20 protein-coding genes are annotated in these 21,626 nt (G+C 71.0%); 12 read left to right on the top strand and 8 right to left on the bottom strand.

The window, feature by feature from the left end; translation table 11 throughout:
* Positions 1–13: 13 nt before the first annotated feature.
* Positions 14–1,495, top strand: coding sequence for an aminopeptidase P family protein (locus ACWD4O_RS09500; RefSeq protein ID WP_451279011.1), 1,482 nt, complete (start codon positions 14–16; stop codon positions 1,493–1,495).
* 84 nt (positions 1,496–1,579) lie between these two features.
* On the opposite strand, the gene ACWD4O_RS09495 is transcribed toward ACWD4O_RS09500, so the two are convergent.
* The 3 genes from ACWD4O_RS09495 to ACWD4O_RS09485 form a co-directional block, all read right to left on the bottom strand.
* A complete protein-coding gene (locus tag ACWD4O_RS09495) occupies positions 1,580–2,413 on the bottom strand; it encodes a triphosphoribosyl-dephospho-CoA synthase (RefSeq protein WP_451279009.1) in 834 nt (277 codons plus the stop codon).
* A gap of 9 nt (positions 2,414–2,422) precedes the next feature.
* Positions 2,423–3,358, bottom strand: coding sequence for an intradiol ring-cleavage dioxygenase (locus tag ACWD4O_RS09490; protein ID WP_451279345.1), 936 nt, complete (start codon positions 3,356–3,358; stop codon positions 2,423–2,425).
* Between the two features lie 148 nt (positions 3,359–3,506).
* On the bottom strand, positions 3,507–3,968 hold the full coding sequence (locus tag ACWD4O_RS09485) for an ATP-binding protein (RefSeq protein WP_351907718.1): 462 nt from the start codon (positions 3,966–3,968) through the stop codon (positions 3,507–3,509).
* 244 nt (positions 3,969–4,212) lie between these two features.
* Between ACWD4O_RS09485 and ACWD4O_RS09480 the strand changes: the two genes are divergently transcribed.
* The 9 genes from ACWD4O_RS09480 (at position 4,213) to ACWD4O_RS09440 (ending at position 14,458) form a co-directional block, all read left to right on the top strand.
* Complete coding sequence (locus tag ACWD4O_RS09480) at positions 4,213–5,121, top strand: hypothetical protein (RefSeq protein WP_451279007.1); 909 nt, start codon at positions 4,213–4,215, stop codon at positions 5,119–5,121.
* Between the two features lie 127 nt (positions 5,122–5,248).
* Positions 5,249–6,010: a YcnI family copper-binding membrane protein gene (locus ACWD4O_RS09475; RefSeq protein WP_450951923.1), complete on the top strand. Its 762-nt coding sequence runs from the start codon at positions 5,249–5,251 to the stop codon at positions 6,008–6,010.
* Positions 6,011–6,078: 68 nt separating this feature from the next.
* Entirely contained in the window at positions 6,079–6,732 is a 654-nt protein-coding gene (locus ACWD4O_RS09470) for an SCO family protein (RefSeq protein ID WP_450951922.1), read from the top strand.
* A gap of 59 nt (positions 6,733–6,791) precedes the next feature.
* On the top strand, positions 6,792–7,259 hold the full coding sequence (locus ACWD4O_RS09465) for a copper chaperone PCu(A)C (RefSeq protein WP_451279005.1): 468 nt from the start codon (positions 6,792–6,794) through the stop codon (positions 7,257–7,259).
* Between the two features lie 13 nt (positions 7,260–7,272).
* Positions 7,273–9,339, top strand: a complete 2,067-nt coding sequence (locus tag ACWD4O_RS09460) for a copper resistance CopC/CopD family protein (protein ID WP_451279003.1) — start codon at positions 7,273–7,275, stop codon at positions 9,337–9,339.
* A gap of 7 nt (positions 9,340–9,346) precedes the next feature.
* Positions 9,347–10,651: an iron uptake transporter deferrochelatase/peroxidase subunit gene (gene efeB / locus ACWD4O_RS09455; protein ID WP_451279001.1), complete on the top strand. Its 1,305-nt coding sequence runs from the start codon at positions 9,347–9,349 to the stop codon at positions 10,649–10,651.
* 231 nt (positions 10,652–10,882) lie between these two features.
* The gene (gene pheA, locus ACWD4O_RS09450) at positions 10,883–11,815 is read left to right on the top strand and encodes a prephenate dehydratase (RefSeq protein ID WP_451278999.1); all 933 of its coding nucleotides are present in this window, start codon (positions 10,883–10,885) and stop codon (positions 11,813–11,815) included.
* A gap of 565 nt (positions 11,816–12,380) precedes the next feature.
* The gene (serS, locus tag ACWD4O_RS09445) at positions 12,381–13,658 is read left to right on the top strand and encodes a serine--tRNA ligase (protein ID WP_451278997.1); all 1,278 of its coding nucleotides are present in this window, start codon (positions 12,381–12,383) and stop codon (positions 13,656–13,658) included.
* Positions 13,655–14,458, top strand: a complete 804-nt coding sequence (locus ACWD4O_RS09440) for an HAD family hydrolase (protein WP_451278995.1) — start codon at positions 13,655–13,657, stop codon at positions 14,456–14,458. The genes serS and ACWD4O_RS09440 overlap by 4 nt, the downstream gene beginning before the upstream one ends.
* Positions 14,459–14,816: 358 nt before the next feature.
* Here ACWD4O_RS09440 and ACWD4O_RS09435 read toward each other — a convergent pair whose 3' ends face one another.
* From ACWD4O_RS09435 to ACWD4O_RS09415, 5 genes are all read right to left on the bottom strand, one after another.
* A complete protein-coding gene (locus ACWD4O_RS09435; protein ID WP_451278993.1) occupies positions 14,817–15,059 on the bottom strand; it encodes an SGM_3592 family protein in 243 nt (80 codons plus the stop codon).
* A gap of 114 nt (positions 15,060–15,173) precedes the next feature.
* Complete coding sequence (locus ACWD4O_RS09430; RefSeq protein ID WP_351907694.1) at positions 15,174–15,893, bottom strand: ABC transporter permease; 720 nt, start codon at positions 15,891–15,893, stop codon at positions 15,174–15,176.
* Positions 15,894–15,904: 11 nt separating this feature from the next.
* Positions 15,905–16,816 carry an ABC transporter ATP-binding protein gene (locus ACWD4O_RS09425; RefSeq protein ID WP_451278990.1) on the bottom strand — a complete coding sequence of 304 codons (912 nt, stop codon included), beginning with the start codon at positions 16,814–16,816 and terminating at the stop codon, positions 15,905–15,907.
* A complete protein-coding gene (locus ACWD4O_RS09420; RefSeq protein WP_451278988.1) occupies positions 16,813–17,721 on the bottom strand; it encodes an ABC transporter permease in 909 nt (302 codons plus the stop codon). Before ACWD4O_RS09420 ends, ACWD4O_RS09425 begins: the two co-directional genes overlap by 4 nt.
* Positions 17,711–18,706, bottom strand: coding sequence for an ABC transporter ATP-binding protein (locus ACWD4O_RS09415; RefSeq protein ID WP_450951946.1), 996 nt, complete (start codon positions 18,704–18,706; stop codon positions 17,711–17,713). Before ACWD4O_RS09415 ends, ACWD4O_RS09420 begins: the two co-directional genes overlap by 11 nt.
* A 232-nt stretch (positions 18,707–18,938) precedes the next feature.
* Here ACWD4O_RS09415 and ACWD4O_RS09410 point away from each other — a divergent pair, with 232 nt between their 5' ends.
* Both ACWD4O_RS09410 and ACWD4O_RS09405 read left to right on the top strand, forming a co-directional pair.
* Positions 18,939–19,781: a M24 family metallopeptidase gene (locus tag ACWD4O_RS09410; RefSeq protein WP_451278986.1), complete on the top strand. Its 843-nt coding sequence runs from the start codon at positions 18,939–18,941 to the stop codon at positions 19,779–19,781.
* 8 nt (positions 19,782–19,789) lie between these two features.
* Positions 19,790–21,601, top strand: a complete 1,812-nt coding sequence (locus ACWD4O_RS09405; RefSeq protein ID WP_451278984.1) for an SDR family oxidoreductase — start codon at positions 19,790–19,792, stop codon at positions 21,599–21,601.
* Positions 21,602–21,626: the final 25 nt, after the last annotated feature.

Here is a 21,626-nt window from a genome sequence, read left to right as displayed (position 1 = left end):
CGTATCAAGGAGGATGACCGTGGCGGAGGAGCTTCCGGAGACCCCGGAGACTGCCGAGGACGAGCCCATCAAGCAGCGGAAGAACAGCCTCTACCCGGGCGTGTCCGACGAGCTGGCCGAGAACATGAAGTCCGGCTGGGCCGACACGGAGCTGCACGACCTGCAGCCGATCGCCCAGGCCGCCGAGACCGCCGCCCGCCGCGCCGCGCTCTCCGCCCGCTTCCCGGGCGAGCGCCTGGTGATCCCCGCGGGCAATCTGAAGACCCGCTCGAACGACACGGAGTACGCCTTCCGCGCCTCCGTCGAGTACGCGTACCTCACCGGCAACCAGACGGAGGACGGCGTCCTCGTCCTGGAGCCGGTCGCCGGCGGCCACAAGGCCACCATCTACCTGCTGCCGCGCTCCGACCGCGAGAACGGCGAGTTCTGGCTGTCCGGCCAGGGCGAGCTGTGGGTCGGCCGTCGGCACTCGCTCACCGAGGCCGCGCAGGTGTACGGCATCCCCGCCTCCGACGTGCGCGAGCTGGCCGACAAGCTGCGCGAGGCCACCGGCCCGGTGCGGGTCGTGCGCGGCCACGACGCGGGCATCGAGGCCGCCCTGACCGACAAGGTCACCGGCGAACGCGACGAGGCGCTGCGCGTCTTCCTCTCCGAGGCCCGTCTGGTCAAGGACGACTTCGAGGTCGGCGAGCTGCAGAAGGCCGTCGACTCGACGGTGCGCGGCTTCGAGGACGTCGTGAAGGTCCTCGACAAGGCGGAGGCCACCAGCGAGCGCTACATCGAGGGAACGTTCTTCCTTCGCGCGCGTGTGGAGGGCAACGACGTCGGCTACGGCACCATCGCCGCCGCCGGCCCGCACGCCTGCACGCTGCACTGGGTGCGCAACGACGGCCCGGTCCGCTCCGGCGACCTGCTGCTGCTCGACGCGGGCGTCGAGACGCACACGTACTACACCGCCGACGTCACGCGCACGCTGCCGGTCAACGGCCGCTTCAGCGAGATCCAGAAGAAGATCTACGACGCCGTGTACGACGCCCAGGAGGCCGGTATCGAGGCCGTCCGACCGGGCGGCAAGTACCGCGACTTCCACGACGCCGCACAGCGCGTGCTGGCCGAGCGGATCGTCGAGTGGGGCCTGGTCGAGGGCCCGGTGGAGCGGGTCCTGGAGCTCGGTCTGCAGCGCCGCTGGACGCTGCACGGCACCGGTCACATGCTCGGCCTGGACGTCCACGACTGCGCCGCCGCGCGCGTGGAGTCGTACGTCGACGGGACCCTGGAGCCGGGCATGGTGCTGACCGTCGAGCCCGGGCTGTACTTCCAGGCCGACGACCTGACGGTGCCCGAGGAGTACCGGGGGATCGGCGTCCGCATCGAGGACGACATCCTCGTCACCGAGGACGGCAACCGGAACCTGTCGGACGGGCTGCCGCGCCGCTCCGACGCGGTCGAGGCGTGGATGGCGGCGCTCAAGGGTCCCCAGGGGGACAAGAGCTGATCCGCCGCTCGGGCCACAGCCCCGCGCCCTTCGGGGTGCGGGGCTGTGGCGTGCGTCCGCAAGGCAGCGCGCAGGACGGCGGCCTCAGGCGGCGCGGGCGAGCGCGGTGACCGGGAGGGCGTCCACGAACAGGGCTCCTGCCAGGAGGCCCGCGCTGCCCCGGGGGCTCCACGCGCGCGTGTGGAGGTCGGTGTCGAGCTCGGCGAGGGCCTTGCGGCCTGCCGGGGTCGTGGTGCCGCCCGCTTCCAGGACTCCGCGCGCGCCGGCCTGCACATGGCGCAGGCCCAGCGGGCCCGCGGTGTGCAGGAGTTCGGTGTCCTGGAGGGTGGACATCACGGTGAGCAGGGCGTCGAGCCGGGCCGCGGGCTCGTCCGCACCGGCCTTGCGGGCCGCGGCGAGCGCGTCCAGGGCCCGCCGTACGTGCGGGAACCCGGCGCGGGCCTCGCCGCGGGCGCCGGCCGCGCCGTACTTCGCCGAGACCGTCGCGCCCCGGGAGGGCCGCCGCGGGGCGCCCCGGTCGGGGTGCGCGGCGATCCGCTTGGCGGTCGCGGCGACCTCGACGCCCCGCGCGCGGGGGTCGAGCGCGGCCGCCGCGACCAGCAGGCCGAGCGTCCACAGCGCCCCCCGGTGCCCGCCGCCGGCGAGGCCCACCGAGTGCTCGGTGCACCTCCCGATCGCGCCCAGCTCCGCCCGGAGCGGGAGCGTGGGTTCGCCGGTGCGGCGGGCCGCCGCGGCCATCGCCGCGAGGCCGGGTGCGAGTGCCTTGGCCGACCAGCGCAGCCCGCAGTGGTCCTTGCGGGTGACGCGGGCGGCCAGGTCACGAGGGTCGGGCAGGCCCGGCTTGGGAGCCAGGGCCAGCTGACCGGTCAGCGCGGCCACCGCGGCCTGCGCGAGCGCATCGTCCTCACGGCTTGTCATGGCCCGGCCTCAGGAGGACGCGGAGGCCGACGGGGCGTCGCTCGGCGGGGTGCCCGTGGGGGCGTCGCCGCTCGGGGGCGTGCCGCCGCCTCCGCCGCCGCCAGCGCCGGTGTTCTCCGCGTCGGGGTCGACGCCCAGGGTGATGGACCCCTTGTAGCCCTTGGACGGGTCCGCCTTGTGCACCGCTTTCAGCGTCAGCAGGCCGCTGGAGGTGCCGCCGCCGTCGTAGACCATGTCGTTGTCGAGGGTGGTGTAGCTGCCGGAGTGCTGGGAGTAGGGCTCCAGCGTGAAGATCTCCTGGGCCGCGTCGTCGGGGAAGAACAGCTGCCCGGTGTAGTTGACCTTGCCGCCCTCGTAGGTGCCGTCCTCCTTCTCGCCGCCCGTGTGCACTTTGAGGTGGATGTGGCAGGTGCGGGGCGTGTACCAGCCGGGGAAGATCGTCTCGAACTTGACGACCCCGTTGGCGTTGGCGATCTGGTAGCCGCGCAGGTAGGTGTTGTCGTTGGCGGTGGAGCCGTCCTCGCTCTCCGCCGGGGCCGAACCGCCGGGGTTGGCGGTCGTGTAGCCGGAGTAGTAGCCCCAGGCGTCGCAGTGCCAGATCTCGACGGCGGCGCCGGCGACCGGCGTGCAGCCGTCGGTAGCGTCGACGACGGTCAGCCGCAGGGTCAGCGGCACGCCGCTCTTGCCCTCGGTGATGTCCTTGCGCACCAAGGCGCCGTCGAGGTAGTAGGGCCCTTCCGTGACGCTCGTCATCAGCGTCATGCAACTGCTGCTCGTGGAGGTGGCGGACGCCGACGCGCTCGCCTCGGCCTCCGTGGACGTGTCGGCGAAGGCCGACTGGTAACCGGCGACGGCGAGTCCGCCCGCCGCGACCGTGCCGCCGGTCACCACGAGGGCGCGGCGCCGGGTGATGGTGGTGTCTTTGCGATTTCCCGTCATGAGCATGAACGTAGGAACGCCACCAGTCAGCGACATGGGCGAACGCTGAGAGGAACCTGTGAGTGCTGGGAAACCTGAAGTCCCCCGTCGCACGTACAGGATCCGGCGTCGAGCGACGCCGGATCCTGTACGTGCGAAACCGACTGACGCCTGGTCAGACGGCCATGAGGGGTGCGTCCTTGCGCCACTTCAGCATCTTGTCGAAGCTCACCACCGCACCGCCGCGCCCCGGCTTGTTGCCGATGTGGACGTGGTCGGCGAGTTCCCGGATGAGGAAGAGGCCCCGGCCCTGTTCTGCGTCGGTGCTCATGCGCACCGGCCCCGGCGCGGGCGCGGAACGCCCGCCGGTGAACCCGGGCCCCGAGTCGGCGACCTCGATACGGCACTTCTCGCCGTCGAGGTAGGCGGTGACGCGGTACGCCTCCGAACAGCCGCCGTGCGCGGTGTCCCCGCCGTGCTCGACGGCGTTGGCACAGGCCTCGCTCAGGGCCACCGAGAGGTCGTAGCTGACGTCGGGATCGACGCCCGCCGTCTCCATGGTGCCGAGCAACAGGCGGCGGGCGAGCGGAACGCTCGCGGCTTCGCGCCGCAGATGGAGTGACCACCAGATGCTCATGCTCCAGCCTCCTGGCCGCGGCTCGACATACCGATACGTATTGCCGCGCGCGGGCGTATGTAAGCGCGAATTCCACGTGATGCCGCCCATATGGGGGATGCACTCGGGCCTGGAATCGGTGTATGTAGGGACTCAACAGACATCAGTAGCATCAGTCGTAACAGAAGCTGATCTTCCGCATCGTAGGGAACCTTGTGGACCTGCCGTATGGCGGCGGTAAGGCCAGTGCGATGATGAGCCCGCCATGTCTGCCCCCCACAGCGAGCGCTCCGGTCGCGATCTACGGCTGCTGCGGGCCGCGGTGTTCGCCGCGGTCTGCGTCGTGCTGGCCGCTGCCGGGCACACGCTGGCCTCCTGCGCCACCGTCCCGCCGTGGACGCTGGGCGCGGGGTTCCTGGGGGTCCTCGCGGTCGTGGCGCCGCTCGCCGGACGCGAGCGCTCGCTGCCGGGCATCGCGGCGCTGCTCGCCGTCGGACAGACCGTGCTGCACACGCTGTTCGGACTCGGCCAGCACACCGCCTCCGCTTCGGCGTCGGCTTCGGCTTCCGCTTCGGCTTCCGTTTCGACGTCGGCTTCGGCCGCGCTCTCCGCGTCCGACGCCACGCTCGTCGCCCGCGCGGCCCGGCTGGTGTGCGGGGCCGCCGCGGGCGCGATCAGCCCGGCCCGCGCCCAGCAGATCCTGGTCGACGCACGCCTCTACCCCGATGCCACCGGCGCCGGGAGCGGGACCGGCGGCGCCACGAGTGCCATGAGCGGCATGGCCGGGATGGGCGACTCCATGCACCATCCCGCCGACGCCCTGTCCACCGCCGGCACATCGATGGCCCTGCTGCCGTCCCTGCCGATGCTGCTCGGTCACGTCCTCGCGGCCGTCGCCGCCGGCTGGCTGCTGCGGCGCGGCGACACGGCCCTGCTGCGGCTGCTCGCCCTGTCGGCCCACGGCGTCGCCGAGGGAGCGCTCGTACGGTCCCTGCGCGGGGCGCTCGCGCTGGTGCGCGCCCTGCTCGCGGGGCTGCCCGCCACGCCCGGGGCGGGACCGCGCGTCCCGCCCACCGCGCTGTTCCCGTCGGCGGCGCCCCGGACGACCGCACTGCAGCACTCGGTGATCAGACGAGGCCCACCGGACGCATCCGCTCTCGTCCTCGCTGCCTGACGCGACACGACCAGCACTCCACCACACCTGGGGGGGACGGCCGCTGTCGTGCGGCACGCGCGCGTGCGTACGTCCGTGCTCACGCCTCCTCACCCACAGACTCACTCAGAGTGGAGTGCTCGCTGTCATGAAGGCCTCTCGTATCGCCTCCCGCGTCGCCGCCGCCGCTGCCGTCGCCGGTTCCGCCGTGCTCGCCCTGTCCGCGCCCGCCTTCGCGCACGTCAGCGTCGCCGCCGAGGGCACCGCCGCCAAGGGCGGTTACGCGGTCGTCGACTTCAAGGTCCCCAACGAGCGGGACAACGCCTCGACGACCAAGCTCGAGGTCACCTTCCCGACCGACCACCCGCTGGCCTCCGCACTGCCGGAGCCGATCAACGGCTGGACGATCGTCGTCACCAAGGCCAAGCTCGCCAAGCCCCTCACAGTGCACGGCAAGCAGATCTCCGAGGCCGTCTCCAAGATCACCTGGACCGCGACCGGCAAGGGCATCGAGGCCGGCTTCTTCCAGAAGTTCCCGGTCTCCGTCGGCGCGCTCCCCGAGGACGCCGACGAACTCGTCTTCAAGGCGATCCAGACGTACTCCAACAAGGAGGTCGTGCGCTGGATCGAGGTCCAGGAGGACGGCGCCGAGGAGCCGGAGAACCCCGCCCCGGTGCTGGCCCTGACCGCCGCCACCGAGGACGGCCACCACGGCACGGCCGCCGAAGCGGCCTCCGACGAGTCCGAAGACGCCAAGGCGGCCGCCGCGACGACCGTGGCGGCCTCCGACTCCGACAGCAGCGACACCACCGCCCGGGTCCTCGGTGTGGTCGGCATCGTCGTCGGCGCCGCGGGTGTGGCGTACGGCGTGCTCGCCGGCCGCCGCCGGACCACGACGACCGAGGCCTGAGCCCCACTCCGGCATCGGGCGGCCGCGGTCGCCCGACGCCGGATTTCACACATCTGGGATATTTCTCTATGCGCAAGAAGACGTTCGCCGTGGCCGCACTGCTCGCCGCCGCCACCCTCACCCTCTCCGCCTGCGGCAACGGCGGCGACGACAGCAGCAGCCCGGTCGCCGTCGTCTCCGAGGACTCCTCGCAGCAGGCCGCGACCGTGCTGGACCAGCCCTTCACCAAGCCCGACCTGGTGCTCACCGACACCCAGGGCAAGAGTTACGACCTGCGCAAGGAGACCGCGGGCCACCCGACGCTGATCTACTTCGGCTACACCAACTGCCCGGACGTCTGCCCGTTGACGATGAACAACATCGCCATCGCCAAGAAGCAGCTGCCCCAGGCCGAACAGGACGAACTGCGCGTCGTGTTCGTCACCACCGACCCGGACCGCGACACCTCGGCCGCGCTCGGCAAGTGGCTCAAGGGCATCGACTCCCAGGTCATCGGCCTGACCGGGAAGTTCGCGACCATCCAGGCCGCCGCCCGCACCGTCGGCATCTCCGTCGAGGCGCCGCACAAGGACAAGAACGGCAAGATCGTCTCCACCCACGGCACCCAGGTCGTCGCCTTCTCCCCGAAGACGAACGGCGGATACCTCCTGTACGGCGAGGACGCCACGGTCGACGACTACACCAAGGACCTCCCCAAGATCATCAAGGGCGAGAACCCGTGAGGTCTGCAAGGTCTGTGAGTGCTGTGAGGTCTGTGAGTGCTGTGAGGTCTGCGAGGTCTGTGAGGCTTCTCGCGGCGCCGTCCGCGTTGGTCGCCGGGGCGCTGCTGCTGGCGGGGTGCGGGTCGGACTCGGGCGGCCAGGGCTCGGGCGGTGCGGCGGAGTTGTCCGTCCGGGCCGCCTACATTCCGCAGCCCGTCTCCGACACGATGGCCGCCGGTTTCCTGACCATCGTCAACGACGGCGGGACCAAGGACGAGTTGACCTCCGTCACCAGTGCCGCGGCGGGCAGCGTCACCCTCCACGAGACCGTCGGGTCCTCGATGGAGGAGGTCACGTCCCTCGACGTCCCCGCACACGGTCAACTCGTGTTCAAGAGCGGTGGGAACCACCTGATGTTCGAGAAGCTGAAGAGCAAGCCGGTGCAGGGCGAGACGGTGACCGTCGAGCTGCACTTCGCCGCCTCCGACCCCGTGAAGGTCGAGATTCCGGTGAAGTCCGCCGTGTACAACCCGAAGACCGGCCACTGAGGGAGGGACCACCTTGACGCAGACCATCGCCCCCCGCGTCCGGATGCTCGTGCTGCTGTTCCTGGCGGTCGCCGGCGCGCTCCTCGCCGGCGCCGGACCCGCGTCCGCGCACGCCGCGCTGACCGGCAGCGACCCCGCGCAGGGGGTGGTGGTCGACAAGGCGCCCACTCAGGTGTCGCTGACCTTCTCCGAGACGGTCTCGCTGAGCGACGACTCGCTGCGCGTCCTCGACCCCAAGGGCGCGCGGGTCGACACCGGCAAACCGAGCAACCTCAGCGGCACCACCTACGCCGTGCAACTGCACTCCGGGCTGCCCGACGGCACGTACACCGTGACCTACCAGGTCGTGTCCGCCGACAGCCATCCCGTCGCCGGCGCCTACACCTTCTCCATCGGCGCCCCCTCCCAGACCAGCGTCTCGGTGTCCGACCAGACGGCCGGCGGCGGAGTCGTCGGCTGGCTCTACGGCTTCGGCCGGTATGTGTCGTACGCCGGGTTCATCGTGATGGTCGGCGGGGCCGCCTTCGTGCTGGCCTGCTGGCAGCGCGGCACCGGGGTACGGGCGCTGCAGCGGCTCGTCGTCTCCGGCTGGCTGGCGATGACCGCGGCCACCCTGTTCCTGCTGCTCCTGCGCGGCGCCTACACCAGCTCGGGGAAGGTCGGCGACGTCTTCGACCTCGCACTTCTCGGCCAGGTCCTGCAGACCAAGACCGGCGCGGCCCTGGTCTCCCGGCTGCTGCTGCTCGCCGCGGCCGCGCTGTTCATCGCCGTGCTCTTCGGCGCCTACGACAAGCGCGAGGGCGAGGAGAAGCGGGATCTGACCTTCGGGCTCGCCATCGGCGGAACGGTCGTGGCAGCCGGGCTCGCGGCGAGCTGGGCCATGGCCGAGCACGCGTCGACCGGATTGCAGCCGGGCATCGCGATGCCGGTCGACGTGCTGCACCTCGTGGCGGTCGCGACCTGGCTCGGCGGACTCACCGCGCTCCTCGTCGCGCTGTACCGAGCGCCCGCCGACCGGCCCGTCGAGGGCACCGCCGTCCGCCGCTTCTCCCAGGTCGCCTTCGGCAGCGTCCTCGCCGTGGTCGTCACCGGCGTCTACCAGTCCTGGCGCCAGCTCGGCTCCTGGTCCGCCTTCACCGACACCCGCTACGGCCAACTGCTGCTCATCAAGATCTGTCTCGTGGCGCTGCTCGTCGGCATCGCGTGGATCTCGCGACGGTGGACGGCGCGGCTGGCGGATACGACGGCGGACACGACTGCGGACACCGCGACGGATACCGCCGGGGACACTGCGGCGGGCGCTGCGGGGGATACGACGACCGAGGCGGCGGTGGTGTCCGCGGCATCCGCCTCCGAGGCGTCCGCGTCGGAGAAGGAGCCCGTCGCCGCCTCGGCCGGGACGATCGACGCCGCCGCCGCTGCTGCTGCGAAGTCGGCCTCCGGGGGCGGCAAGACCGGCTCCGGGGGCTCGGGCTCCGAGCGGGCCACGCAGCTCGCCCGGCAGCAGGCCGCCGTCGACGCCACGCGGCAGAAGCGGCTGCGGGAGTCCGACGCCGACCGGTTCGGCCTGCGCCGCTCGGTGCTCGCCGAGGCCGGCGTCGCCGTGGTGCTGCTCGCCGTCACCACCGTCCTGACGTCGACCGAGCCGGGCCGTACGGAGCAGGACGCGGCGAAGGCCACCCGCTCCTCCTCGTCCTCTTCCACGGACCCCTCCGCGGACTCCTCGGACTCCACCTCGGGCGCCCTGACGCTGGACATGTCCTTCGACACGGGCGGCGCCGACGGCAAGGGCGTGGTCAGCGTGGACCTCGACCCCGCACGCGCCGGCGCCAACGAGATGCACGTCTATGTGACCCGGCCCAACGGCCGTGCGTTCGACGTGCCCGAGGTCAAGGTCGCCTTCACCCTCGAAGCCCAGGACATCGGGCCGCTGCCCGTCGTCCCCGACCACATCACCACCGGCCACTGGTCGGCGAGCGGAGTGCAGATCCCCATGGCCGGCGAGTGGAAGATCGCCGTGACCGTACGGACCTCCGACATCGACCAGGTGACCGTCTCCAAGAACGCGCAGATCGGCTGACCGCACCATGCCCGACCAGTCCATTCCAGAGGCCCGCACACCCGAGACCCCCACACGCGCCGATTCGAGTGTTTCGTCGGAGTCCCCCTCCCCCGAGCGGCTGACGCGGCGCAAGCTGCTCGGCACGGCCGGAGCCACCGGGCTCGTCCTCGGCGCGGCGGGCGCGGCCGCGGGCTATGCGGCAGCGCCCGCGCAGGCGACCCCGCTCTCCTCGATCGGGGCCGGGCAGGCGATGTTCCACGTGAAACATCAGCCCGGCATCACCCAGGGCCTCCAGGCCCGCGGCCATCTGGTCGCCTTCGACCTCGCGGCCGGCTCGGGCCGCAAGGAGGCCGCCGCACTGCTGCGCCGCTGGTCGGAGACGGCCCGACGGCTGATGGCGGGCGAGGCGACCGCGAACGACGACACCGATGTGGCCCGGGACGCCGGCCCCTCCTCGCTGACGGTCACCTTCGGCTTCGGCAACAGCTTCTTCGCCCGCACCGGGCTGGAGAAGCAGCGTCCGGTCGCGCTGGACCCGCTCCCGGACTTCTCCTCCGACCATCTCGACAAGACCCGCAGCAATGGCGACCTGTGGGTGCAGATCGGCGCGAACGACGCTCTGGTCGCCTTCCACGCCCTGCGCGCGATCCAGAAGGACGCGGGCAGCGCGGCGAAGGTTCGCTGGCAGATGAACGGCTTCAACCGGACCCCTGGGGCCACGGCCCACCCCATGACGGCCCGCAACCTCATGGGCCAGATGGACGGCACCCGCAACCCCAAGCCGACCGACTCCGACTTCGACGAGCGCATCTTCGTCCCGGCGTCCGGCACCAAGGACCCGGCCTGGATGGCCGACGGCTCCTACGCCGTCGTCCGCCGTATCCGCATGCTCCTCGACGACTGGGAGAAGCTGTCGCTCAAGGCGCAGGAGCAGGTCGTCGGGCGGCGGAAGTCCGACGGGGCGGCGCTGTCCGGGGGCAGCGAGACGACCGAGATGGACCTGGAGAAGACCGACGCGAAGGGCGATCTGGTCGTCCCGATCAACGCGCACGCCCGTATCACCCGGCCCGACCAGAACGGCGGCGCGGCCATGCTGCGGCGGCCCTTCTCCTACCACGACGGCATCGACCCGGACGGCACTCCGGACGCGGGCCTGCTGTTCGTCTGCTGGCAGGCGGACCCGCTGCGCGCCTTCGTCACCGTGCAGCGCAAGCTGGACCGCGGCGACGCCCTGTCGAAGTACATCCGCCACGAGGCGAGCGGCCTGTTCGCGGTGCCCGGCGGCGCGGCAGAGGGGGAGTACGTGGGGCAGCGCCTGCTGGAGGCATGAGCCGAGCGGGCGCGAGCCGGGCAGCCATGAGCTGAGCGGGCGCGAGCCGAGGTGGCGCGAGCCGGGCAGCATGAGCCGAGGTGGCGTGACGCCAGGGCCCCACGGAAAGTCACGGCGCCACCGGAAGTCACGGTTCTCGTGAAGTTACGGTCCCTCGGGCGGATTCATTCCTTCCAGGGGCTGCCGTGAGATGCGTACGCCTGTCTCCGCAAGGGCCATTAGGGTGAGGTCATGCCAGCGAGCTATGCGTATCTCGGCCCCGAGGGCACCTTCACGGAGGTCGCCCTGCGCACGCTTCCGGAGGCGGCCACCCGGCAGCTGATCCCGTATGTGTCGGTGCAGTCCGCGCTCGACGCGGTGCGCGGCGGCGAGGCCGAGGCCGCGTTCGTGCCCATCGAGAACTCCGTCGAGGGCGGGATCACGACCACGCTGGACGAGCTGGTCGCGGGCGCGCCGCTGATGATCTACCGCGAGGTGCTGCTGTCGATCACCTTCGCGCTGCTGGTGCGGCCCGGCACGAAGCTGGCGGACATCAAGACGGTCTCCGCGCATCCGGCCGCGCAGCCGCAGGTGCGCAACTGGCTGAAGGCGAACCTCCCGGACGCCCTCTGGGAGTCGGCCGCCTCGAACGCGGACGCCGCCCGGCTGGTCCAGGAGGGCCGTTACGACGCGGCCTTCGCCGGCGAGTTCGCGGCCGCACGGTACGGGCTGACCGCCCTGGAGACCGGGATCCACGACGCCGAGAACGCCCAGACCCGGTTCGTGCTGGTGGGCCGGCCGGCCCGCCCGGCGGCGCCGACCGGTGCGGACAAGACGTCCGTGGTGCTGTGGCAGAGCGACGACCATCCCGGCGGCCTGCGCGACCTGCTGGGCGAGTTCGCCACCCGGGGCGTCAACCTGATGCTGCTGCAGTCCCGTCCGACGGGCGCCGGCATCGGCAACTACTGCTTCTGCATCGACGCCGAGGGGCACATCTCCGACCGTCGGATGGCCGAGGCGCTCATGGGGCTGAAGCGGATCTGCCGCGAGGTGCGCTTCCTCGGCTCGTACCCGCGTGCGGAGGTGAGCGTTGCGGACGTCGCCGCTCCGCTGTCCGGGACCTCGGACGGGGAGTTCGTGGCGGCGTCGGACTGGGTCGCGCGCTGCCAGGACGGCCGGTTCTAGCCCGGTTCCGGTCCGGTCCTATCTGCACATCTTCGTTATCCACAGAAGTTATCCACAGGACTGCTTCTCGACCTGGGGACAAGTCGACAACGAAGTGCCATCCGGTCGACAAATCGCCCTACCGCCTCCACTCGAGGCCCTCGCCCCGCGGGTCACCCTTCGTCCACCTGTTTCCTTGGATCAATCCTTTGGGGCGACCCTTTTCCACCCGAAAGTGTGTCCGGAGCGGGTTTGGCCAAGGAATTGACGACCCCGTACAGCGGTATCGGAATGATCAATTCCGATGTCCACAGATCTTTCGCACACCCTGTGGATAACTATTCCGAGCGTGTGGACACCTGTGGACAACACCGCCTCCAAGTCCCGCTTTCCACAAGGGAATCGAGTCAACGCAACGCCCGCCGCATGCCCCGTCCCAGGGAGTGAGACACTTTTTATTGACACGCTCGGCAATTACCCCATAGTGGAACGTAAGGCATCATTCAGGACAAAGGCCGGAACGGCGAGCAGGCGCGCGTCAGAATGGAGTCGTGAGCCGCAAGCCCGCACGGGTAGCCTTGGCCGCGTGATTGACCTTCGCCTGCTCCGTGAGGACCCCGACCGTGTGCGCGCGTCCCAGCGCGCCCGTGGAGAGGACGTCGCGCTCGTCGACGCTCTCCTGTCTGCCGACGAGCGGCGCAGGTCGTCCGGCGTCCGCTTCGACGAGCTGCGCGCCGAGCAGAAGTCGCTCGGCAAGCTCATCCCCAAAGCCTCCGCGGACGAGAAGGCCGAGCTGCTGAAGCAGGCGAGCCAGCTCGCCGCCGACGTCAAGGTCGCCGACGCCGAGCGCGACGCCGCAGACGCCGAGACCCAGGAGCTCCTGCAAAGGCTCGGCAACCTCGTGCACCCCGACGTGCCCGTCGGCGGCGAGGAGGACTTCGTCACGCTGGAGACGCACGGCGAGATCCGCGACTTCGGCGCCGAGGGCTTCGAGCCCAAGGACCACCTGGAGCTCGGCCAGATCCTCGGCGCGATCGACGTCGAGCGCGGCGCGAAGGTCTCCGGCTCCCGCTTCTACTTCCTCACCGGCGTCGGCGCACTCCTGGAGCTCGCCCTCGTCAACGCGGCGATCGCCCAGGCCACGGCGGCCGGCTTCACCCCGATGCTGACGCCCGCCCTGGTCCGCCCCCAGTCGATGGCGGGCACCGGCTTCCTCGGCCAGGCGGCCCAGGACGTCTACCACCTCGACAAGGACGACCTCTACCTGGTCGGCACCTCCGAGGTCCCTCTCGCCGCGTACCACATGGACGAGATCATCGACGCGGACAAGCTGCCGCTGCGCTACGCCGGCTTCTCGCCCTGCTTCCGCCGGGAGGCGGGCTCGCACGGCAAGGACACCAAGGGCATCTTCCGCGTCCACCAGTTCGACAAGGTCGAGATGTTCTCGTACGTCACGCCCGAGGACTCGGCGGCCGAGCACCAGCGGCTGCTGGCGTGGGAGAAGCAGTGGCTGTCCTCGCTGGAGCTGCCGTTCCGCGTCATCGACGTCGCCTCCGGTGACCTCGGCTCCTCGGCCGCCCGCAAGTTCGACTGCGAGGCCTGGATCCCGACGCAGGGCAAGTACCGCGAGCTGACCTCGACCTCGGACTGCACCGAGTTCCAGTCCCGCCGGCTGTCGATCCGCGTGCGCGAGGGCAAGCAGGTCCGCCCGCTGGCCACGCTCAACGGCACGCTGTGCGCGGTCCCGCGCACGATCGTCGCGATCCTGGAGAACCACCAGCAGGCCGACGGCTCCGTGTACGTGCCCGAGGTGCTGCGCCCCTACCTCGGCGGCCGGGAGCTCCTGGAGCCGGTGGCCAAGTGACCACCGCGTTCCCCTACCGCCTGATCGCGACCGACCTCGACGGGACGCTGCTGCGCTCCGACCAGTCGGTCTCGCAGCGCACCCGTGACGCCCTCGCCGCGGCCACCGCGGCGGGCGCGGCGCACATCGTCGTGACGGGCCGCGCGGTCCCCTGGACCAAGCACATCCTCGAGGACCTCGGCTACGAGGGCCTCGCGGTCTGCGGCCAGGGCGCACAGGTGTACGACGCCGGCGAGGACCGGCTGCTGACGTCGGTGACCCTGGACCGGCAGCTGGCGGGCGTGGCGCTGGCCAAGATCGAGGCGGAGGTCGGACCCCTGTACCTGGCGGCGAGCCGGGACGGCCTGGACGGAGACGTGCTGGTGGGACCGGGTTACGCGGTCACCGGCGCGCTCCCCTCGACCCCCTTCACGGACGTGTCCGACCTGTGGTCCGCGCCGCTGAACAAGATCTACATACAGCATCCCGAGCTGTCGGACGATGCGCTGGCCGAGGCGGCCCGGCAGGCCGCGGGCGGTTTCGTCACGGTCGCGATGGCCGGCGAGGGCATCGTGGAGCTGCTCCCCCTGGGCCTCTCCAAGGCCACGGGGCTCTCCCTGGCGGCCCGCCGGCTGGGTCTGAAGGCCGCCGACACGATCGCCTTCGGCGACATGCCCAACGACATCCCGATGTTCGGCTGGTCGTCGCACGGTGTGGCCATGGCCAACGCCCACGAGGAACTGAAGGCAGTGGCGAACGAGACGACGTCGTCCAACGAGGACGACGGCATCGCGGTCGTCCTGGAACGCCTGCTGAGCTGACTCCGGCGGTCACCCGATCGCCGCAGGCGATCCGTCTTTGACGTATGCCCCCAGCCGGGTGGGCGGCCCACGCGAGAGCGACATCGCGTGCTCGAAGCGGCCGCCCCGGGCAGCTCCCCTGTGCGGGACGGGTTCGACGGAGGGGTAACTACTCCGGAACCCGAACCCACCACTGGCTGCCCTGAAGGTAGCTCGACGCAATGCCGTGCATGGACATCGCCGAGCTTCCTCTCCCGGTCTGTGACGCCGGTTCATTCCCGGCCCTGGGGCTACAACCACTCTGCCCGAGGGACGAGTTGGACGCCACCGAATAAAACACCCGTGCGACGCGCAGGACCCGGCGCGAACCACAACCGCACTACCGGCGGCGCCACCTGCGTCGACGCGCCTTGCTGAAAAACCAGCCCGCGGGCGGATCGTCGGAGCGCCATGGCTGTGGTTCCGGCTCCTCCGCCCGCCACCGTGCGGCCAGCATCCGGGCCCGGGCGGACGGCTCGGACGTCTCGGCGGCCCGTATGAAGTCCTCGTCCAGGACGAGGTCGTCCCAGACCTCGCCCTCGGACGGCCCGCGACCGCCGCTCACCGCTTTGTCGTCCGCCATCCCCGTCCTCCCAGCAATGTCCGCGCACCGTCCGCGCGGTGTCCGCTTCGCCCAGTGTGCAGAGACGCGGGTGAAGCCGCCGTCAAGAACGAACGGCCCACCCGGCAGGGCTCCTCACTCCTCACCCGCGAGCGTGAGCGCCCGCAGCTTCTGGCCCGCGTACCAGGTGGCCAGCACGGTCACCGCGACCAGCAGCACGGTCGCCGTGGTCAGGCCGACGTCCGAGGTGACGAGGTCCCCGCCGGCCACCTTGTGGGCGACGGCCAGCGACCACTGCTGGACGCTGAGCGTGCGCGCACCCGGCACCAGGGAGCCGAACAGCGCCTCCCAGACGAGGGCGTAGACGAGACCGAAGACCACCGCGTGCCGGGACACCGTGCCCAGCAGCAGGAACAGCGCGGCGTAGGCGATCGACGAGACCAGGGCGGCCACCGTGTAGGCCACGGCGATCTGCTGGCCGTTGCCGTTGAGGATGAACCCGGCGATCAGCGTCGGCAGGGCGGAGAAGACCATCGTCACCGCGATCGCCACGATCAGCTTGGTGAAGATGATCGTCGGCCGCTTCAGCGGTTTGGACAGCAGGTAGACGACGGAGCCGTCGTCGATCTCCGGGCCGATCGCGCCCGTGCCGGCGATGACGCCGATGATCGGGACCATCGTGGCGAGCGCGAGCCCGCCGAGCAGGTCGGACGCCGTCTGGTCGTCGGCGCCGGCCAGGCCGCGCACGACCACGGAGATCGCGATCAGCAGCAGGGGCAGGGCGCTCAGGATGAGGGCCCGGCGACGGCCGAGCAGGGCCCGGTAGGTGAGTCGGGCGACTGTGGGGTCGTACATCTTTGGGCCTCCTACGCCGCGACCAGGTACGAGAACACGGACTCGAGGGACTCGTCGGAAGGCGAGACCGTGAGCAGCCGGATGCCGTGGTCCCTGGCGACCTTCGGCAGCAGCGCGGTGAAGCGGCCGAAGTCGACGGCCTGGATGCGCAACGCGCCCTCCGCCAGGTCGACTTCGATGCCGGAGGTCGACGGGTCGGCGATCAGCGCGGCCGCGAGGGCGCGGTCGTCGCTGGAGCGCACCAGGTAGCGGTGCGGGCGGTCGGTCATCAGGCGGCGGATCTTGCGGAAGTCGCCGCTGGCCGCGTGCCTCCCGGCGACGACCACCTCGATGTGCCAGGCGAGTTGCTCGACCTCTTCGAGGATGTGGGACGAGAACAGCACGGTGCGGCCCTCGTCGCCCATGCGCCGCAGCAGGTCCATGAGCTGCATGCGCTGGCGCGGGTCCATCCCGTTGAACGGCTCGTCGAGCAGGAGCAGCGACGGGTCGTGGACCAGGGCGGACGCCATCTTCACGCGCTGGCGCATGCCCTTGGAGTACGTGGAGATCTTGCGGTCCTGCGCGTACTCCATCTCGACCGTGGTCAGGGCCCTTTGGGCGGCCTTGGCGCCCAGGCCGTGCAGTTCGGCGTTGGCGACGACGAATTCGCGGCCGGTGAGGAAGTCGTACATCGCCTCGCGCTCGGGGACGATGCCGATGTGCTTGTAGATGTCCTCGTTGCGCCAGACCGGCTGGCCGTCGAGGGTGACCGTGCCGGTGGAGGGGGCCAGGAAGCCGCCCATCATGTTGATGAGGGTGGACTTTCCGGCGCCGTTGGGGCCGAGCAGGCCGGTGACGCCGGGGCCGATGGTCATGGTGATGTCGTTGACGGCGACCACGTTGCCGAACCAGCGGGAGACGTGGTCGATGTTGAGCGTGGTCACAGGCCCACCTTCCGGTAGCGGCGGATCAGAAGGCCGTAGCTCGCGGCGATCAGGCCGAGGACGACGAGGACGTAGACCACGCCCTCTCCGTCGGACGGGCCGACTCCGCCGGGGAAGGCGGAGGAGGCGCCCAGGAAGGCCGACTGCACGCCGTCGATCAGCGTGACCGGCGAGAACAGGCCGATCCAGGGGATGGAGCTGCTGCTGTCCTGGGCCTCGGCGATGGCCTGGAGCGTGGAGACGGCGCCGTAGGAGATGGTCAGGACGGCGATGACGGCGGCGATGCCGAAGCCGCGCCGCGGGGTCGCCGAGGCGATGACCAGGCCGATGCCGGCGAAGAGCAGCGAGAGCAGTGCCACGGAGACGAGTCCTTGAGCGAATCCCTTGGTCTGGTCGCTGAAGTCCAGCTTGGCCAGCAGTGCGCCCACGTACAGCACCAGCAGCGGGGCGGCGGTGAGGACGAAGAGCGCCGAGGCCAGCGCGGCGAACTTCGCGCGTACGTAGTCCGCGGTCTCGATGGGCCGCGAGAAGTACAGCGGCACGGTCTTGAAGCGCAGGTCGCGTGAGACGGACTGGGGCGCCTGGGAGGCGATGTACAGGCTGAGCACGGCCTGCATGACGATCGCGTAGCGCGTGTAGTCCACCGGGAGTTCGTTGGCCTTCGTGGCGACGGCGACGGCGACCATGATGGCCGCGGGCACGCACATCACGACGAACAGCAGCATCGGCAGCACCTTGGACTTCACCGAACGGCCGAGGCCGTAGGAGCCGCGCAGGGACTGCGAGTAGAGGGAGCGCCGGGCGTAGGCGCGGCCCAGCCGGGGGCCGTCGTAGCTGCGGTAGCCGATGTTGTGGATCCGGGTCTGGTCACCCGAGGGGGCGGTGACCGGGTGCTCAACTGCCATGGCCGACGGCCTCCTTTCGCTGCTGGTCGTTGCCGGTGCCGGTGCCTGCGGCGGTGTCGCTGTCCGTGAAGACCTCGGAGATGTGGTGCCTGCGCTGTTCCATGCGCACCAGGCCGAGGCCCAGGTCGGCGACCACGTCCCGGACGACGTCGTACGTCTCCTCGCCCTGCGCGGTCAGCAGCAGGATGTGCCCGGCGCCCGGCAGGCCGCTGTTGGCGTCCAGGACGTCCACCCCGCGCGCGTGGAGCGCCTCGCGCACCGCGCGGGTGCCGTCCGGGTGGTCGTCGGTGTCGGTGACCTCGATGGCGAGGGTGGTCGTGGTCTGGGTGAAGTCGGTGGTGGAGCTGGAGCGCAGGAGCTTGCCGCCGTCCACGACGACGACGTGGTCGCAGGTGCGTTCCAGTTCGCCCAGCAGGTGGGAGGTGACCAGGACCGAGATGCCGAAGTCGGTGTAGATACGGCGGATCAGGCCGAGCATCTCGTCGCGGCCGACCGGGTCGAGGCCGTTGGTCGGCTCGTCCAGGAAGACCAGCTGGGGGTCGTGGACGAGGGCCTGGGCGAGCTTCACCCGCTGCTTCATGCCGGTCGAGTAGCCGCCGATGGGGCGGTAGCGCTCCTCGTACAGACCGACATGGCGCAGGGTGTCCGCGGTGCGCTCGCGGGCGGCGGTGGGCGGGAGGCCGGACATGCGCGCCATGTGCACGACGAACTCGGTGGCCGAGACGTCGGGCGGCAGACAGTCGTGCTCCGGCATGTAGCCGACCCGCTCGCGGATGTCGGCGCCCTTGCTCGCGACGTCGAGACCGAGCACTTCGGCTCGGCCCTCCGTGGCGGGCGACAGACCCAGCAGGATCTTGATCAACGTGGACTTGCCGGCCCCGTTGGCTCCGACGAGCCCGGTCACACCGGGCCCGACGTCCACGGAGAGCCGGTCAAGAGCGGTCACCCGGGGGAACCGCTTGCTCAGGCTTTCGGTCGCGATCACAGTCACGGCACAAACGGTAGTGACCTGGACCACTCCGGGCGTCACCCCGGAGAGCCGTCTTCGCATCACACCTCAGATGTACGGGACCCTAGGGGATCCCCAACCTGAGAGCTACCCGTCCCTGACTTGTCCACAGCTGCGATCACCCCCTATTGACGCCGACTCTAACAACTGTCACATTCGCCGGTGTCAAGTTACGGACACGTACCGCAGTCGATGAAGACGGGGCGGCATGACGACGGCAGTGAACAGCGAACTCGCCGCGGAACTGGACGGGTTCAGGCAGGTCCAGCGGCTCGCGTACGAGTGTGCGGAGGCGGTCGCGGCCGACCTGCGACCGGGGGTGACGGAGCGCGAAGCGGCTCGGATGCAGCGGGAGTGGCTGCGCGAGCGCGGGGTCCGGGACTGGTTCCATCTCCCCTTCGCCTGGTTCGGCGACCGCACGGCGTTCGTGGACTTCCGCATCCCGCTCCAGTTCTTCCCGACCGGCCGCCGGCTGGAGCCCGGGATGCCGTTCATCCTCGACCTGGCCCCGGTGTACCGGGGCTGCACGGCGGACGTCGGCTACTCGGGCGCGCTCGGCCGCCACCCGGTGCAGGAGCAGCTGATGGCCGACCTGGAGGCGCACCGCGAGCTGATCCTTCGCGAGGTGCGCGAGCGCCGGTCGCTGCGGGAGATCTACGAGGACGTGGATCGCCTCATGGCCCGCCAGGGCTACGCCAACCGGCATCGCGCGTACCCCTTCGGCGTGATCGCGCACAAGGTGGACCGGGTCGCACCGCGCCGCTGGTCCCCGCGTCTCTTCGGGTTCGGGACGCAGTCCCTGAAGGGCCTCGCAGCCGACGCGCTGCACGGCCACCGTGAGGGCTGGTCCCCGCTGTGGTCGCCGTACCGCTTCTCCGACCATCCGCCCCGCCCGGGCCTGTGGGCGGTCGAGCCCCACCTGGGCTTCCGGGGCACCGGCGCGAAGTTCGAGGAGATCCTCGTCGTGACGGACTCGAAGGATCCCGAGGAGAGCGCCTTCTGGCTGGACGACGATCTGCCGCACACGCGGCGCTGGGCGGAGGAGAGGTGACGGCAGCGGTGTCGTTCGAAGGTGCGCGCGAGCGCCGGGTGCGGACCGGCGGGATAGAGCTGTGCGTCGCCGAGCTGGGGGACCCCTCGGATCCGACGGTCGTCCTGGTGCACGGCTATCCGGACAGCAAGGAGGTGTGGTCCGAGGTCGCGCCCCGGCTGGCCGACCGCTTCCATGTCGTCCTCTACGACGTCCGGGGCCACGGCCGTTCCGGCGTGCCTAAGCCGCTGCGGGGCGGCTTCACCCTGGAGAAACTGACGGACGACTTCCTGGCGGTCGTGGACGCGGTCAGCCCGGACCGGCCGGTGCACCTGGTGGGACACGACTGGGGATCGGTGCAGGCCTGGGAGTTCGTCACCGTGCGCCGCGCCGAGGGCAGGATCGCGTCCTTCACATCGATGTCCGGACCGTCCCTCGACCACTTCGGCCACTGGATCAACAAGCGTCTGACCAGGCCGACTCCGCGCCGGGTCGGTCAACTCCTCGGCCAGGGGGCCAAGTCCTGGTACGTGTACCTGCTGCACACCCCCGTGCTGCCCGAACTCGCCTGGCGCGGGCCGCTCGGCAAGCGCTGGCCGGGCATCCTGCGACGCGTCGAGAAGGTCCGGGGCGATGCGTACCCGACGCCGTCGCTGCCGTCGGACGCGGCACACGGCGCCTGGCTGTACCGGGACAACGTACGGACCCGGCTGCGCCGCCCGCGCCCCGACGCGTACGCGCACGCGCCCGTGCAGCTCATCACGCCCCTGGGGGACAGGTTCCTGTCGGAGCGGCTGTACGACGAACTGGAGGAGTGGGTGCCGCGGTTGACCCGGCGCGCCCTCCCCGCCGGGCACTGGATCCCGCGCACCCGCCCCGACCAGCTCGCCTCCTGGATCGACGACTTCGTCACGTCGATCGAGCGGGAACGGGCGGGGGAGGACCGGGAGAACGCGGGGGAGGACCGGGAGAGCAGCGGTCCAGGGCCGGTGCGCAAGGCCGCGGCCGGCGAGTACGCCGAGCGTTTCGGCGGGCGGCTGGTGCTGGTCACCGGCGCGGCCAGCGGTATCGGGCGGGCCACGGCGTTCGCGTTCGCCGAGGCCGGGGCCCGGGTGATCGCCGTCGACCGGGACGCGGAGGGCGCGGCCCGCACCGCCGAGCTGTCCCGTCTGATCGGCGCGCCCGAGGCCTGGGCGGAGGCGGTGGACGTCTCCGACGAGCAGGCGATGGAGAAGCTCGCGGCGAAGGTCCACACCGACCACGGCGTGCTGGACGTGCTGGTGAACAACGCGGGCATCGGTCTTTCGGGTTCCTTCTTCGACACGTCGTCGGACGACTGGCGCCGGGTGCTGGACGTCAACCTGTGGGGCGTCATCCACGGTTGCCGTCTCTTCGGCCGGCGGATGGCCGAGCGCGGACAGGGCGGCCACATCGTCAACATCGCCTCCGCGGCCGCCTACCAGCCCTCCAAGGCACTGCCCGCGTACAGCACCTCCAAGGCGGCGGTCCTGATGCTGAGCGAGTGCCTGCGCGCGGAACTGGCCGGCCGGGACATCGGCGTCACGGCGATCTGTCCCGGCCTGGTGAACACCAACATCACCGCCACGGCCGTCTTCGTGGGCGTGGACGCGCAGGAGGAGCGCCGCCGCCAGGAACGCTCCACGCGCGTGTACGGGCTGCGCAACTTCCCGCCGGAGAAGGTCGCGGACGCGATCCTGCGGGCGGTCACGCGCAACGAGGCGCTGGTTCCGGTCACGGTGGAGGCGAAGGGCGCGTACGCGCTGTCGCGGTTCCTGCCGCGGGCGTTGAGGGCACTGGCGCGCCTGGAACCGCCCCTGTGAGCCACCGCGTCGATCGAGCACGCGC

The organism is Streptomyces sp. NPDC002623 (genome assembly GCF_053592635.1).
This window is presented reverse-complemented; position numbering and strand designations above follow the sequence as displayed.

Bases quoted from the DNA above. Each gene is read 5' to 3' on its own strand.
- ACWD4O_RS09500 (WP_451279011.1), top strand. From the start codon at position 14: ATGACCGTGGCGGAGGAGCTTCCGGAGACCCCGGAGACTGCCGAGGAC.
- ACWD4O_RS09495 (WP_451279009.1), bottom strand. From the start codon at position 2,413: ATGACAAGCCGTGAGGACGATGCGCTCGCGCAGGCCGCGGTGGCCGCG.
- ACWD4O_RS09490 (WP_451279345.1), bottom strand. From the start codon at position 3,358: ATGCTCATGACGGGAAATCGCAAAGACACCACCATCACCCGGCGCCGC.
- ACWD4O_RS09485 (WP_351907718.1), bottom strand. From the start codon at position 3,968: ATGAGCATCTGGTGGTCACTCCATCTGCGGCGCGAAGCCGCGAGCGTT.
- ACWD4O_RS09480 (WP_451279007.1), top strand. From the start codon at position 4,213: ATGTCTGCCCCCCACAGCGAGCGCTCCGGTCGCGATCTACGGCTGCTG.
- ACWD4O_RS09475 (WP_450951923.1), top strand. From the start codon at position 5,249: ATGAAGGCCTCTCGTATCGCCTCCCGCGTCGCCGCCGCCGCTGCCGTC.
- ACWD4O_RS09470 (WP_450951922.1), top strand. From the start codon at position 6,079: ATGCGCAAGAAGACGTTCGCCGTGGCCGCACTGCTCGCCGCCGCCACC.
- efeB (WP_451279001.1), top strand. From the start codon at position 9,347: ATGCCCGACCAGTCCATTCCAGAGGCCCGCACACCCGAGACCCCCACA.
- pheA (WP_451278999.1), top strand. From the start codon at position 10,883: ATGCCAGCGAGCTATGCGTATCTCGGCCCCGAGGGCACCTTCACGGAG.
- ACWD4O_RS09435 (WP_451278993.1), bottom strand. From the start codon at position 15,059: ATGGCGGACGACAAAGCGGTGAGCGGCGGTCGCGGGCCGTCCGAGGGC.
- ACWD4O_RS09430 (WP_351907694.1), bottom strand. From the start codon at position 15,893: ATGTACGACCCCACAGTCGCCCGACTCACCTACCGGGCCCTGCTCGGC.
- ACWD4O_RS09420 (WP_451278988.1), bottom strand. From the start codon at position 17,721: ATGGCAGTTGAGCACCCGGTCACCGCCCCCTCGGGTGACCAGACCCGG.
- ACWD4O_RS09410 (WP_451278986.1), top strand. From the start codon at position 18,939: ATGACGACGGCAGTGAACAGCGAACTCGCCGCGGAACTGGACGGGTTC.